Annotated in this window: 11 protein-coding genes; 6 read left to right on the forward strand and 5 right to left on the reverse strand. The window is 59.9% G+C overall.

Annotated elements, in window-relative coordinates:
• The first annotated feature begins 210 nt into the window (after nucleotides 1-210).
• Together ACZ5U1_RS16895 and ACZ5U1_RS16900 are read left to right on the forward strand one after the other, a co-directional pair.
• The gene (locus tag ACZ5U1_RS16895; protein WP_464780294.1) at nucleotides 211-1,692 is read left to right on the forward strand and encodes a hypothetical protein; all 1,482 of its coding nucleotides are present in this window, start codon (nucleotides 211-213) and stop codon (nucleotides 1,690-1,692) included.
• Between the two features lie 641 nt (nucleotides 1,693-2,333).
• Entirely contained in the window at nucleotides 2,334-3,185 is an 852-nt protein-coding gene (locus ACZ5U1_RS16900) for a DDE-type integrase/transposase/recombinase (protein WP_464780295.1), read from the forward strand.
• Between the two features lie 138 nt (nucleotides 3,186-3,323).
• Here the strand turns inward: ACZ5U1_RS16900 and ACZ5U1_RS16905 are convergent, their stop codons facing one another.
• The 3 genes from ACZ5U1_RS16905 to ACZ5U1_RS16915 are packed head-to-tail and all read right to left on the reverse strand — an operon-like array spanning nucleotide 3,324 to nucleotide 6,927.
• Nucleotides 3,324-3,842 (reverse strand): VOC family protein, encoded by a 519-nt coding sequence (locus ACZ5U1_RS16905; protein WP_464780296.1) that lies wholly within the window; start codon nucleotides 3,840-3,842, stop codon nucleotides 3,324-3,326.
• A complete protein-coding gene (locus ACZ5U1_RS16910; protein ID WP_464780297.1) occupies nucleotides 3,820-4,890 on the reverse strand; it encodes a hypothetical protein in 1,071 nt (356 codons plus the stop codon). The genes ACZ5U1_RS16905 and ACZ5U1_RS16910 overlap by 23 nt, the downstream gene beginning before the upstream one ends.
• Nucleotides 4,891-4,944: 54 nt before the next feature.
• A complete protein-coding gene (locus ACZ5U1_RS16915; RefSeq protein WP_464780131.1) occupies nucleotides 4,945-6,927 on the reverse strand; it encodes a flavin-containing monooxygenase in 1,983 nt (660 codons plus the stop codon).
• 552 nt (nucleotides 6,928-7,479) lie between these two features.
• Here ACZ5U1_RS16915 and ACZ5U1_RS16920 point away from each other — a divergent pair.
• The 3 genes from ACZ5U1_RS16920 (at nucleotide 7,480) to ACZ5U1_RS16930 (ending at nucleotide 10,544) form a co-directional block, all read left to right on the forward strand.
• Nucleotides 7,480-8,256 carry an SDR family NAD(P)-dependent oxidoreductase gene (locus ACZ5U1_RS16920; RefSeq protein WP_464780298.1) on the forward strand — a complete coding sequence of 259 codons (777 nt, stop codon included), beginning with the start codon at nucleotides 7,480-7,482 and terminating at the stop codon, nucleotides 8,254-8,256.
• 380 nt (nucleotides 8,257-8,636) lie between these two features.
• Nucleotides 8,637-10,244, forward strand: a complete 1,608-nt coding sequence (locus ACZ5U1_RS16925) for a DUF5597 domain-containing protein (RefSeq protein ID WP_464780299.1) — start codon at nucleotides 8,637-8,639, stop codon at nucleotides 10,242-10,244.
• 165 nt (nucleotides 10,245-10,409) lie between these two features.
• Nucleotides 10,410-10,544: a helix-turn-helix domain-containing protein gene (locus tag ACZ5U1_RS16930; protein WP_464780300.1), complete on the forward strand. Its 135-nt coding sequence runs from the start codon at nucleotides 10,410-10,412 to the stop codon at nucleotides 10,542-10,544.
• A 2-nt stretch (nucleotides 10,545-10,546) separates the two neighbouring features.
• Here ACZ5U1_RS16930 and ACZ5U1_RS16935 read toward each other — a convergent pair whose 3' ends face one another.
• Together ACZ5U1_RS16935 and ACZ5U1_RS16940 are read right to left on the reverse strand one after the other, a co-directional pair.
• On the reverse strand, nucleotides 10,547-11,863 hold the full coding sequence (locus ACZ5U1_RS16935) for an NAD(P)/FAD-dependent oxidoreductase (protein ID WP_464780301.1): 1,317 nt from the start codon (nucleotides 11,861-11,863) through the stop codon (nucleotides 10,547-10,549).
• Nucleotides 11,864-11,865: 2 nt separating this feature from the next.
• The gene (locus tag ACZ5U1_RS16940; RefSeq protein WP_464780302.1) at nucleotides 11,866-13,113 is read right to left on the reverse strand and encodes an MFS transporter; all 1,248 of its coding nucleotides are present in this window, start codon (nucleotides 13,111-13,113) and stop codon (nucleotides 11,866-11,868) included.
• 63 nt (nucleotides 13,114-13,176) lie between these two features.
• Here ACZ5U1_RS16940 and ACZ5U1_RS16945 point away from each other — a divergent pair, with 63 nt between their 5' ends.
• On the forward strand, nucleotides 13,177-13,761 hold the full coding sequence (locus tag ACZ5U1_RS16945; protein WP_464780303.1) for a TetR/AcrR family transcriptional regulator: 585 nt from the start codon (nucleotides 13,177-13,179) through the stop codon (nucleotides 13,759-13,761).
• The last annotated feature ends 49 nt before the right edge of the window (nucleotides 13,762-13,810 follow it).

Genomic DNA, 13,810 nt, shown 5'->3' on the forward strand with positions numbered 1-13,810 from the left:
TCGTTGAGCAGGCCGACAGTGGTATGCCCTCATTTTAGCCGTTCAATTCAACGTAGCGTAGGCAACTTAGCAGTCCGGTGTGCCGCCGCCGATCAACTTCCGCATTACCAGTGTAAGTCACCTTCATCGTCTCCGCCCGGTGGTCGTTGGCTTCTTTAAAGTCTGCAAAAATGACTATCACCGGCAATTATCACTTAAGAGGTTCAAGCAATGATAGACCGCCGTAATTTTCTGAACGCGGGAATATTGACGGCGGTCGGAGCGCTGATCGTCCCAGCGCGCGCTGCGGAAACCCCGGCGACCCTGTCGCTCTCGCTCAATGGATCGGCGCAAGGGCCGCTGGTGCCCCGCGACTTCGTCGGCCTGTCCTACGAGACGCAGCAGCTTGAAACGCCCGATTTCTTCAACGCGCGTAACCGCCCGCTGGTCCGCGCTTTCCGTGACCTGACGCCCGCTGGCATCCTGCGCATCGGTGGCAACACCAGCGAGTTTTCCTGGTGGAAGGAGCGCCCCGGCGACAAGCAGCCGCCGCGCATCGAACGGCCGATCAAGCCGGGCCAGCCGCGCCCTGACCTGAGCTACGCCGTCACGCCAGCAGCCATAGACGCGCTCAAGGGATTCCTGGATGCGACCGGATGGCGGTGCATTTACGGCCTTAACCTCGGCAATGGCCTGCCGCATGACATGGCGCGCGAGGCAGCCTATGTCCAACGGCGGCTTGGCAAGCGGCTGGTCGCATTCGTCATCGGCAATGAAGTTGACGTGTTCAGCTCGCACCTGCGCGATCCCAAGACCTGGGGTCCCGACGCCTATCTTGCCGAGTGGCTTGCCGCTGCCCATGCGATCACGGCGGTCAGCCCGGATGCCCGCTTCATCCTGCCCGACGTTGCTTACAAGCTCGACTGGCTGCCCGCCGTCGCCGACCGCTGGGCCTCGATCAAGAATCCGCCACGGATCGAGGCACTGTCGCATCATTTCTACAAGGGCGGTCCCAATGATCCGCGGATCAAGCCCGACCGCCTCCTCCTGCGCTCGACCCGGGAGGCCCGGGAAGGCAAGCTGACCAGCGACGCCGCGCGCAAGATGGGTGTTGCCTACCGCATGACGGAAGGCAACACCGCCTACCACGGTGGCAAGCCGGGCGTGTCGGATAGCTATGTCGCCGCGCTATGGGCCGCTGATTATATGCTCCAGCTCATGTCGTTGGGCTATTCCAGCGTGAACCTGCACGGCGGCGCTGGCCCTGCGGTTGCCAACTCGGTCGGCGGGCTTGCGGGCGAAAAGATGCTGCCCGACGCGCAGCCCCGCCCGCGCCCCTTCTACACGCCGATCGGCAATATGGACGGACAAGTGCAGCCGCAGCCGGTCTATTGGGGTATGAAGTTCGCCGGGCTGTTCAGCGGCGCACGCATGCGGACCGTCCAGTTGGACGCGCAGGGACTTAACGTCGTCGCCTATGCAGCCGACACGGCTCAGGGCACGCTGCTCGCTATCCTTAACAAGGAAGTCGGCACCGACGTCCGCCTGCCGCTGCCCCGCCACCAGAGCGTCGCCACGTTGAGCGGTCCATCCCTCGACAGCCGCGAGGCCCGCCTGGACCTCGCCTCCCGCAGCGTCCCTGCTGCTACTGTCGACATCGTGCGGTCATCGGCCACTATTGTCAGATTGGGCAAAGTCGTTGCGGCTGATTGATTGCAGCTTCGGATCCTGCCGGGGTTGGCGTCGCCAAACGCGACAGGCTTAAAAGGCCGCCCGGGCCAGGCTTTTTCTACGTGTTCAAAAGAACTCGATAATATAATTAGGCGGGGTCGACATTCAACGTAGCCAGATCATGGCGGCGGCGAGATGAATGAAACCGGCAAAGTGGATGGTTCGCCGATCGTAACGCATAGCGAAACGGCGAAAATGCTTGACGCGGCCGAAGCCATCGCTCGATCCGGTTTCTTTGCTTGTAGAGTTCGGTGTCATGCGGGATGAAGACCTTGCTAAAACACGGTGCCCTATGAATCAGCGATCGGTCCGCTTGGGAATCCAGAGGTTTCTGTGAGGTCGCGCGGGGTTGGTCGTGCGTCATGGCGCGGTGCGCGACCTCATTGAAGGCGGATTGAGCGCACTCGCTGTCATGGCAGACGCTAAGGGGTTAGTGGCTCCTGTCCCGGTCCTTGTCGAGGAACAGGCAGTCGTGAGAGGGGGCTGACCGGAGACGGAGGCGTCCGGGATGGTATGAAGGCCGATGTGGGCAAGGGTGAGCGGCAAGTACCGTAATGTCGGTCTAAGTGTTTGGTCCCGGGATTTGATGGTGCATTATTCGGCCAGCAGTGGAAGGATGCACTATGGGCCAGGTTATCCACGGGAGCCCCCGCACGACGGCGGCAATCCGTCGAGCAATACAAGATAGTCAAGAGAGCCTGAGGGTTCTCGCAAAGCGCCATGGGATCAACCCGAAGACCGTCGCAAAGTGGCGGGCGCGGAGATCTCCCAACGACCGGAAGACGGGACCAAAGGAGCCGAGGTCGACCGTGCTGTCGATTGAGGAAGAGGCGATCGTCGTCGCCTTTCGCCGACACACGCTGCTGCCATTGGACGACTGCCTGTATGCCCTGCAGGCAACGATCCCGCAGCTGACGCGATCATCGTTGCACCGTTGCTTGCAGCGTCACGACATCTCGCGCCTGCCCGATGTCGAAGGCGACAAGCCCAAGCGGAGCAAGTTCAAGAGCTACCCAATCGGCTTCTTCCACATCGACATCGCTGAGGTCCGCACCGAGCAGGGCAGACCGTACATGTTCGTGGCAATCGACCGCACCAGCAAGTTCGCCTTAGTCGAGTTGCATGAGAAGGCTAAGACCGCGACTGCACGCGATTTCCTGCACCGGCTGATCGCGGCCGTTCCCTACAAGGTCCATACCGTGCTGACCGACAACGGCATCCACTTCACCACGCCGGGTGGGGGTGGCTCGGCCGTGCCGCTGATCAAGGATGCGACCGTCAAGCGGTTCTACTACGAGACCCATGACCAGCTGCGCGACCACCTCGCCACCTTCGTTGCCGCCTACAACTTCGCCAAGCGTCTGAAGACCCTCCAAGGCCTCACGCCCTACGAGTTCATATGCAAATGCTGGACAAAAGAGCCCCACCGCTTCACTTCAAACCCGCACCATCAAATCCCGGGACCAAACATCTAGAGCCCGGCGAACAGTACCGATATACCATAAGCCCGCAGGCCCCAGTCCTGGCTTCAGCCCAAAGCGCTGCGACTGCTCAGACCGGCACATGGCTCGCGAAAAGCGCCATCGCTCCTCGCGAGCCTGTTTCCTGCAAAATCAACCGCCGTTCTGGCTCAGCTGAAGCATGTGGCCCTCTGGATCGGCAACAAAGGCAACCTGCATGCCGCCCATGCCGGGAACCTCCCGCGCTGGCTCCAGAACACGTCCACCGGCTTTTTCCACCCGGGCGATCAGATCGGCAATATCCTTCGTTGCCAGGCCCAGGATCAACTCGTTTGCGGCAGGCGTCTGGGTGTCGTGGAACTGAGCAAGAATGAACAGCGGCCCACCCTCGTAGGTCGGCATAAACACGACTTCGCTGACCTTCCGCTCATTGATTTCCGTCTCAACGCGGTTCATCTCGACCAGACCAATGGCCGAGGAATAGAAGGACACCGCCTTGTCCAGGTCCTTGACCTGGAGTTTGGTGAACATGAAATCGGTGTCGCCGTTCTTGCCAAAGGGTATAGCCACGTTTTGTCTCCTATTCTGACATTCTCGCACAGCAATCGACTGTTCGCCGAACTGCGTGAAGCGGTGGACGAAGCCGCCTTTAGGCGGCTTCATCCATTGCATCGGGCGGGATGTTTGTAGGACCGCCAATATCATAGACCTTGGCCAGAAGACCAACAAACGCATTGTCGTTCATGGGATCGGTCGGCACTTCGAACTGGACACCACGCTTCTTCATGTCGTCGATCAGCATGTTGATCGCCTGCTCATGGGTGATGTCGTCGCGGTGATCGTAGGTCAGCTTGAAATCGTCCATGTCCTTGAACAGGCGAGCGCCCCAATGGACGAGGAAGCGCATTTCCTCTTCCGGCACCTTCTGGGTGACCTTACCAAAAGTCTCGATCTGCCAGCCGGTCGGATCCTGCGTATCAGGACCAAAGGTCGAACTGATGTCGAGTCCTTGCGGCCTGCGCATGGCGACCGGACCCGCAGCCTGTCCATGGTGGAACGTCATCTCGTTTTCGACGACCACCGCGCGGCCCCACATGGGGGCGTTGATCTGCATGGCCTCACCGCTCGGCCCATCAGGCCAGCAGTTGAAGCCACCGCCGATCTTGCCCTTATAATACCAGGCGATCACCTGGCCCTTCTTCGAGCGCCAACGATTGAACAGGCAGGACTTCGCCATGGTCAGCAGCAGCCAGAGCGGCGTGTTTTCCATCGTCAAACCACGAAAGACGGTGCCGTCCAGATGGGGCGGCCCGCCGAGCGGCGTCGGCCCCTGGATATTGAAGAGGAAGGTTTCGGGTTCCGCATATTGGCAGTCGTAATAATTGCGCACCAGTTCGAGAAAGCGGGAGTTGTAATAGCAATCCTCGATCTCCGGGTAGAAGCAGGTGCCCCCACGCGCCAAATATCCTCGAAATCCGGGATAGATGCCAATCATGTCCCAGGTCAGCTTGACGCCTTCCGGCAATTGCTTGCCTGCGCCTGAAGTCGTGGCGATAACCTCCTCTGGCGTTTTGAAGTTTTCTGCCAACATCAACGGCCAAGGACCGTTGTTACGAGCAACACTCAACAAACGCGCATGCTGATCGTCCGTATAAGCTTTATCGATCAACTGCGGAGGTGCGACAGGGCGGAACTGCTCAGCGAGATCACGAAGCATCATCTAGTCTCCCAATATCATTCGGTTTTCATCCGTTTCCTGTTTTACGGAAGCTGATCAGATGGTCAGCATTTCCATTTCGGGCGGTGCGGTCTTGACGGCATCGTCGGCGCGGGTGACGTTGAAGTCTTCTTCGCGGGGCGAGCGCAGGACATGCCAGATGCGCGAGTTGTGGCGCGGGATGGCGAGGATGACCTTCTTCTGCCCGTCGGCGCCCTTGTCGCGATAATAGCCATGGGCGCTGCCGCACTGCACCCAGGCGGTCTTGGCCAGGTTCGCATCGACATCGTCGATGAACGCCTGCGTCGCCTCTGGCGACACATCGAAGGACGACAGATGATCGTCCACCATCCATTGCAGCAGTTCGATGATATAATGGACCTGCTGCTCGCTCACCACCGCATGGTTGGCGACCAGATAGCTGTAAGGCGCGCCCATGAAGACGAAGTTGGGGAAGCCGGTGATCAGCATGCCTTCATAGGAGAAGGGATGCGGGTCGAACGCGTCCGTCAAAGTTTCGCCGCCGGCGCCGCGAATGTCGAACTGCCGCCCGAAATGCAGATTATAGCCGGTCGACAGCAGCAGCACGTCGCATTCGATCCGCGTGCCATCGGCCAGGATCACCGCGTCCTGCTCGGCCTCGGCCAATTCGCCGCGCACGATCGACACATTGGGCTTTTTGAGCGTGTCGTAAAAACCGCAATCCAGGATCGGCCGCTTGGCGAACACCGGGAAGTTGGGTGTCAGCAATTCCACCATTTCCGGATCGTCCGGGAAATGACTCTTCAGATAGCCTTCGCACATCATGCGCATGCCGTCGTTGATCGGGCCAAAGCCGCCCGTCTTCGCGGCATAGTCCTCATCCTTCATGATCATGCCATGCATGTCGCGCATCTGGCTGTGCAGGCTTTGCAGCCGCTTCCACTGCGCGACGAAGGGCACATATTCCATCGCCCAGCGCTCGATTTCGGCCACCGGCGCATGCGCCTGCGGATTGGGGATGATATGTTCCGGCTGGCGCTGCACGATCACCAGTTCGCCAACCTTGTCGGCAATGGCCGTCGCCACCTGCACGCCTGAACAGCCCGTGCCGACCAGGACGACCTTCTTGCCCGTCAGATCGACATTATGGTCCCAGGCGGCCGAATGAATGACCGGTCCCTTGAAGCTGTCGAGATTCTTCACCTTGGGATAATTGGGATTGTTGTTGGGTCCCACCGCCATGATGAGGACGTTGCACTCATGGCTTTCCGGCTTGCCGTTGCGGACCGCCTTCACCGTCCAGATCTTACGCTTCTCATCCCATTCCGCACCCTCGACCCAGGTGCCGAACCGGATCCGGTCGCGAAGGCCATATTTGTCGGTGACGCGATCCAGATAGGACAGGAATTCCGGGCCACGCGGGTAGAATTGTGTCCAGGAAGCATTGGGCTCGAAGGAGAAGGAATAGACGCGGCTCGGCGTATCAACCGCCGCGCCCGGATAGGTGTTGGTCAGCCAGTTGCCGCCCACCGTGTCCAGCGCCTCCAGCACGGTGAAGTCAAAACCGGCCTGCTGCAATTTGATGGCCGCGTTGATGCCCATCATGCCCGCGCCCACGACCAGCACCTTGAAATCGGCGGGCGGGACATCGGCCGCCTTGCGAATGCGCGTGTCGGTGGTGAACCCGGCATGCTGGAACGCGACATCCACCGACATTTCGGGAAGGTCCTGGCCCAGCAGCAAGCGGCTCATCCGCTTGAACATCGGCCGGTCCAGCTGTGGCATGACCGGAGGCTTCCCGGACTTTACCGCCACGCGCAGGCGATCGCGGATCTCGGCGACCACGGCCGGATCGATGGACGGCCGTTCTTCATGCGCATGGATATCGACGAACGTCTCCACCAGATCTTCCTGGCGGCCGTCGATCGCATCCCAATAGTGGTTCAGCAGCGTCCGATTGCCGGTCATCTGGATCAACGCCATCAGCGCCATGGTGGGGTCCAGCACATCGATCGCGGCATCGACCCTGGCATTCATGTCCAGCACCCGTTCGTGCATCCTGTTTCTCCTCTTATGTGCCCGCTTTCGGACTCGATGAGAATATATTACACATTAGTGTGTAATTGATCAAGCGGCATTCGCCGACAGCAGCCAAATGTGATGCCGCGCCGCCCTACTGGCCTGCTCCATGTCAACGGCGATCGCCCCAGGATCATCCGCTGCCAAAACTCACCGAAGGCTTCGTCACCATTCATTGGGGGCGTTGCCCCAAAAATAGCGATGCCGCATCCAAGCTGGTGGCAGCAAAAGCCCCATCCCCATTTTCCGTGTCGGATCAATTGGTGAGCCCATATGGTCACTTCACATTAGACATGCAGGCGCTGTCCATGAAATGCCAATTCAATCTGTGACAAATTTTCGACATTGGCGATGTTTCCGATGGAGCTTGTCGGCAACGTTAATGGCGAACAACTATCCACCATCTCGTTACGGACTCACCGGCATATGGAACCATTCGCCGTCGGACGGCCCGCTGCGAATTAGCAACGTCCGCCTCCTCAGCTTTTTAGACAAATAGGGTTCATCGTTCGGTTAAAGGAATTCTCTCGCATGTCACTCGCCCCCGCCATTGCCTCCCCTTCCTCTCCGGTCATCATCACCGGTGGCGCATCGGGCATAGGTCTTGCGTCCGCTCATGCGCTGGCCGTCATTGGCCGCCCTGTTGCTCTGTGGGACATCGACGGCGACAAGGCATCGGCAGCGGCCCGCGCCATCGTGACGGAACATGGCACAGCGTCCATGGGCATTGCGATTGATCTGCGTGAACTTGGTGGCATCGAAGCTGCCCTGGCGGCGACGCGGAAAGCGATCGGCAGACCAGGCGGACTGGTCCATGCTGCTGGCGTTGTTGATACAGCATCGCTGGACGGGCTGACGGCGGAAAGCTGGGACAGCGGGATAGCGATTCATCTCCGCTCCCTCGCTTTCATCGTTCAGGCGCTCCATCAGGATCTGGCCGCGCAGCCCGGCTCCGCAATCGTAGCGATCGCTTCGATCAACGCAACGCTCGGCAATGCCATGAACCCGATCTATAGCGCGGCGAAAGGCGGAATATTGTCGCTAGTAAGATCACTGGCCGATCGGCTGGCCCAGGATGGCGTCCGCATCAATTCGGTATCACCGGGCCAGATCATGACGCCCATGATGAGTCCCGCAGTCGAAGCTCTGCCCCATGGTCATTTCGAAAAGCGTATCCTGCTCAATCGCCTTGGCGATCCAGAGGAAGTGGCGCGGGTTATACGCTTTCTTTTGTCCGATGAGGCAAGCTATATCACCGCGTCGGAAATTGTCGTCGATGGGGGCAACATCTCCTCCCAAAGGGGATGAGCATAAGGACCGCGGCTTCCTTCCCGATCGCGGTGCATTCTTCCCGAATGCCACGTCCCTTCCCCACCCATTGCCCAGACCCTGCTGCATATGCCCCGCACGTCATAGCCCTCTGCAACGGCGATCAGGCCGGGAGAGGGATGATCATTCTATCGGGTAGCCAGAACGAGAACATTTGACCCGCGTTCATAAATGAAACGTAGTTGTTTACATTGTCGACCTCGCACACTAAAACCGCCCTTAATGATGTAGCTTACAGGGCTGCGCTCGCCATGCCGACGACCGGACAAGGCCTGTCACGCCTGGCCTCGTGGTAAGTAGCAAGGCCTACGAATGGTCTTGCCTGAAACGGGCCTAATGAAAGTCGACGAGGAGATCACGTGCGCCACCCCTTCCGTTATCTGACGCTCATGCTTTGCGGCGTTACGCTCGCTGGACAGACTACCGCTGGTGAAATACCGCGCCTTCGCACGGAAAATGGCCGCCATGCGCTGATGGTTGACGGCAAGCCCTATCTGATGCTGGGCGCGCAAGTTCATAATTCCAGCAATTATCCTTCGGTACTGCCGCAGGTCTGGCCGGTGATGCAGGCGTTGAGCGCAAACACGATCGAGATTCCGGTCGCATGGGAACAGTTCGAACCGACCGAAGGCAAATTCGATTATAGCTGGGTCGATACGCTGCTGACCCAAGCCCGCCAGAACGACATGCGCGTCGTGCTGCTATGGTTTGGCAGCTGGAAGAATGGAGAATCGACCTACACGCCGGAATGGGTGAAGAGCGATACCAAGCGCTTTCCCCGCCTGATGCGCCGCGATGGCCGCCCGACAATGACCTTGTCGCCGTTGGGCGAAGAGACGCTCAAGGCGGATCGCAAGGCCTTCACGGCACTGATGCGGCACTTGCGTGAGGCGGACGCAAAGCACACGGTGATCATGGTCCAGGTCGAAAATGAGATCGGCAGCCATGGGGTCGCCCGTGATTATTCGGCCGCAGCAGAGCAACTGTTCGCGCAGCCAGTGCCCGAAGATGTCCGCGTCGCGTCCGGCAAGCCCGCAGGTACTTGGGCCGAAGCCTTCGGCAAGGAGGCGGATCAGGCATTTGCGGCATGGACCTATGCGCGCTTCGTCCAGCAGGTTGCCGTCGCGGGCAAGGCCGAGAAGAACCTTCCCCTCTACACGAACGCAGCAGTGTTCGATGCCACGGGGACGGCCATGGCGGCTCAGGTTGCGAGCGGAGGCCCCAATTGGAATGTGTTGCCCATATGGAAAACCGTTGCGCCCGCGCTAGACCTTATAGGTCCTGATCTCTATCTACCCTTGGAAAAGACCTATCTAGGCCTGCTGGATCGTTATACCCGCCCTGACAACGCACTATTCGTTCCGGAAACGAGCAACGCGACTTGGGCAGCGCGCTACTTCTGGTCGGCACTAGGTCGTGGAGCTATTGGCTACGCGCCGTTCGGCATGGATGCGACCAGCTATTCAAACTATCCGCTGGGTGCACGGAAGCTGGACGCAGCCACGATCGAAGCCTTTGCCGCGCCCTATCGCCTGTTCCGTCCAATCGCGAGCGACTGGGCGGCGATCGCCAGCAAAAGCGCCACTTGGGGCACTGCGAAGAATAGCGCGGGCGAAGACTCCACCACTATGGGCAGCTGGAAGATTTCGGTGACCTATGGTCACAACAACTTCGACGTGCCCGCCTGGCCAGGCATGGAACCGCCGCCCTGGGCCAAGGAACCGGTCGGCGGAGGGGTCGTTGCTCAGTTGGCTCCCAACGAATTTTTGGTCGCGGGACAATATAGCCGATTCCAGTTCACGCCGACGGATTTGGCTGTCAACGGGCAGATCCTCAGCGCGGAAGAAGGGACGTTCGTGAACGGCCAGTGGGAAGCACGGCGCCGCTGGAACGGCGACCAGATTTCCTACGGCTTCAATTTCAACGAAGAGCCCGCGCTCCTTCGCATAAAATTATCCACCTATTGAGGTTCAAGTTTGGGGGCGGCCCGTCCGCCCCCTCAACGCTGGCCGCCAGGCGGAACGGGCTGCTGGTCGATAATCCCGTGATTTCATTGCCACTGCATTGACGCTTCCGCAGTCCCGTCAGATGACGGACCCGTCGTCCGGCTCAGCCAGCAGGCATTGGGGGAGATGATCGGCGTCACGCGCAAGACGATTAACCTGCATCTCGCCGCGTTCGAACGGGCAGGGCTGATCCGGCTGGGCTATGGCCGTATCGAACTGACCGACGCTGATGGGTTACGCGGCGTGGCGGCAGCGGACTGACGCTACAGAACGCCCCAGCGTTGTCCCACCCGGGCAGCTGGCAGCATAAGATGGCGGATCAGCACCTCATATTTCCGGTTGAACGAGACAGGCTCCGGCTTTTCCAATGGGAAAGGCATGGCGTGCATGGCATCGCGGGCCAGCGCGTCCGCCATGATCTTGCCCATCAGCGGCGCCATGACATTGCCCCAAGCATTGAAATACATGAGGCCAAAGACATTGTTCGCCAGTTCAAACGCGCCCGGAAATTGCGCCTTTCGCATCGCGACACGGCCGGTCCAATAATCCTCCATCTCAATTCGCATGCCGCGAGCTTCCGGCCAGACCCGGTGCAACCATCGCAATTGAGAGCGGAAATGCCATGCCGCATCATGGGCACGACCAACACGGGGAATGGACGAAAGGATCAACCGGTTGTGTCGGTCGCGTACCATCGGATTGAGATCGACCGGCGCCTGCGCGAAGGTGCCTCCCCCGGGCAGGATGTTATCCAGTGCTTCGGACGGCAGAGGCTTTGTCGTCAATGCATAGGCGGTCAGGGGATAGAAGGCTTTACGAAACGCCGGTTCAATGGCGGCCGGATAGGCTGCGGTGCAGAAAATTACACGATCGGCCAGCACGCTGCCACTCCGGGTTCGCACCCGCCACCGGCCTTGCGCCGGTTCAAGTGACAGAGCTTCGCTGTCCCCATGAATTTGTGCGCCGAGCCGGGCCGCCGTCGCGATCATGCCGTTGGTGAAGAGATAGGGGTTCACTCGCCCGCCATCTTCAAAGATCACGCCAAAGGGATAGGCATCTGATCCGGTTTGCGCCTTCATTTCCGCGCCGGACGCAACCGTCAGCCGCTGAAGCCCGCTCGTCTCCAGATAGGAGAAGGTCCGGACGAAGGCGTCAAAGGATCTCCGTGTCTTCATGCCATTGATATAGCCCGACCGAACCGCGTCGCAGTCGATCCCATATCGAGCGGAAAGATCGAAGGGGATGGTGTGATGCTCGCGAAACAGTTCCAGGAAGTGCTTCCCCCCGTCCGGAAAACGTTCGAACAGTTTTATGTCGCGCAGGATCGGCAACACATGGCCCGCATTACGCCCGGAGGCACCCCAGCCGGGCTGTCGCGCTTCCAGCACGGTCACGCCGATCCCCGCCTCCGCCAGATGAAGCGCCAGAGACGCACCCGCTAGCCCGGCGCCGATCACCACGACATCGGTCGAAACATCCTTCATCAAGGCTGGCCACGCTTGCGCCAGCCCTTGTGGCTTGGTCCAGCCGCTGCTCGATACGGGCACTTCCCCCCGTTCATAGGCTTCGTTGTTCGACATGATCATATTTCCAGACAGAGGGTGGATTCATCGCGCGCAGGTCTTGCACGGCAGAAAGTCGAGGCGCATGCGGCGAGCAGGCAAAGGGCCGCGATGACGAGTATCGGCCGGGAATACCCGCCGGTCGCTTCATAGGCCCAGCCCATGACCGCCGGTGCCAGCGCGGCGAGAAAGCCATTCACCGTGAAGACGATCCCCAGCATCGTGGCATAAGCCCGCTGCCCGATAATCTCACTCAACAGTAACGAACCGGCCTGCGCGGGCAATCCTGCAACACCGCCCCAGCACAGGATGAACAGCAAAATAGCAGCATAGCCGTGCCCGACGCCAAGCAGCGCCAATGTGCCCGCGCTTTGAATTAGCAGGATCAGCGGCAGGAGAATGCGCCCGCTCACCCGGTCGGACAAGTAACCGCCTATCATCAGGCCGGGCAGGCTCATGAAATTGGCAACGCCGAAAAGGGTGACCGCGTCGGCGCCCGAAAAGCCGGTTTTGCGCAAGTAGGCGATGAGGTTAAACAATATGGCGTTCATTCCGAACTGGCTGATTGTCAGGACCAGAGTCAATATCCAGAAGGCGGGCAGTCTCAGGCCCCGTTCTACCGTGAGGCCCGACGCCTGATGCTCATGACGTTGGCCGCCGTTGATGTTGCGGGGCAAGCGGCACAAGAGAGGCAGCCCGATCAGGGCAACGACTGATCCGAAAATCCAGAAAGCCTGCCGCCATCCCGCAGCGTCGATCAGCCAACGGCTGGCGATTGGCATGGTCGAACTGGCAAGAGCACTGGCCCCAATGAACAGCGCCACCGCAAATCCCCTTCGCCGGTGAAAGCATTGCGAAATCACGGCAATGCCCGGCACGATCGTCGCGACGCCCGTGCCGATGCCCGTCAGTGCCATGGCCGCCATGAATTCCGCCAGAGACCGGACGAACCCGGCCGCGACCCAGCCGCACAGGGCAATGCTTACGCCGACGAAAAACAGTCCCCTCACCCCTAAACGCCGCATGAGCACGCCGACGCTCAAATTGCCGATACTCATGCCAAGCAGCATCATCACCGGCCCGCCACCCATGGCCGCTTCGCTCCAGCCAAAATGCGCTTGCATCACCGAGACATAGACGCTGAGCGAGGTCAGCATGCCCCCGATCAATAAAAAGCCTATCGTCGCGAGGATGAACAGCAGTTCCCATGGCTCATCCGGGAATACCGCCTCTCCTTTCGACAGCCTATCCTGTGCGGTCGTCTGCATATATTCTCATATCCAATGAAATGACGCTTGAACCGGGCAGTCGCGGCCCGATAAGGAAAGCGCATGACGCGCGGCAACATCCGCCCCGGGGGGCGCACGGAAAGGGTTCGGCAGACCGTTGCCGCGACCGTCCTTCACCTCATAAAAAGCGGAGCGACCGAGTTTTCGATGCTGGACGTCGCGGAACAGTCCGGCATTGCGCGGTCGACCATTTATGCGCGATGGCCCAGCAGAGATGCGCTGATCGCAGAGGCGTTGACGACGCATAATTCGACATTCCAGGTCGAACCCAGGTCCGACTGGCGCGATCATCTGCGCGCGATTGCCACGGCATTTCGCGACTTTTCCTCGGAGCCTGATGAAATCGCCATCAATGGCCTGATCGCCAGCCTGGGACCAGGCTTCCTCAACGAGGAAACGAGGCGCCAATGGCTGTCCATCTCGCATGACATGGGGGAGCCGCTTCGTGAGGCGCAGCGCACGGGATTGATCCGCCCTGATGTAGACATCACGATGGTGATCGCGACATTGTTCACGTCGATAGCGGGCCTGATCGTGATCGCGAAGGACCGGCCGGATGACGATCATCTGGAGCAACTGACGAACCTGCTGATCAGGGGATGCGAAATCCCCGGGGCGAAAGGCTGACTTGCCGACGGCCAGGGAAAAGGTTCGCCCTTCCCCGGCCGCCGATCGC

This window comes from Sphingobium sp. TomTYG72, from assembly GCF_055394715.1.

Coding starts and splice junctions, on each gene's coding strand:
- ACZ5U1_RS16895 (WP_464780294.1), top strand. CDS start 211: ATGATAGACCGCCGTAATTTTCTGAACGCGGGAATATTGACGGCGGTC.
- ACZ5U1_RS16900 (WP_464780295.1), top strand. CDS start 2,334: ATGGGCCAGGTTATCCACGGGAGCCCCCGCACGACGGCGGCAATCCGT.
- ACZ5U1_RS16905 (WP_464780296.1), bottom strand. CDS start 3,842: ATGCAATGGATGAAGCCGCCTAAAGGCGGCTTCGTCCACCGCTTCACG.
- ACZ5U1_RS16910 (WP_464780297.1), bottom strand. CDS start 4,890: ATGATGCTTCGTGATCTCGCTGAGCAGTTCCGCCCTGTCGCACCTCCG.
- ACZ5U1_RS16915 (WP_464780131.1), bottom strand. CDS start 6,927: ATGCACGAACGGGTGCTGGACATGAATGCCAGGGTCGATGCCGCGATC.
- ACZ5U1_RS16920 (WP_464780298.1), top strand. CDS start 7,480: ATGTCACTCGCCCCCGCCATTGCCTCCCCTTCCTCTCCGGTCATCATC.
- ACZ5U1_RS16930 (WP_464780300.1), top strand. CDS start 10,410: ATGATCGGCGTCACGCGCAAGACGATTAACCTGCATCTCGCCGCGTTC.
- ACZ5U1_RS16935 (WP_464780301.1), bottom strand. CDS start 11,863: ATGTCGAACAACGAAGCCTATGAACGGGGGGAAGTGCCCGTATCGAGC.
- ACZ5U1_RS16940 (WP_464780302.1), bottom strand. CDS start 13,113: ATGCAGACGACCGCACAGGATAGGCTGTCGAAAGGAGAGGCGGTATTC.
- ACZ5U1_RS16945 (WP_464780303.1), top strand. CDS start 13,177: ATGACGCGCGGCAACATCCGCCCCGGGGGGCGCACGGAAAGGGTTCGG.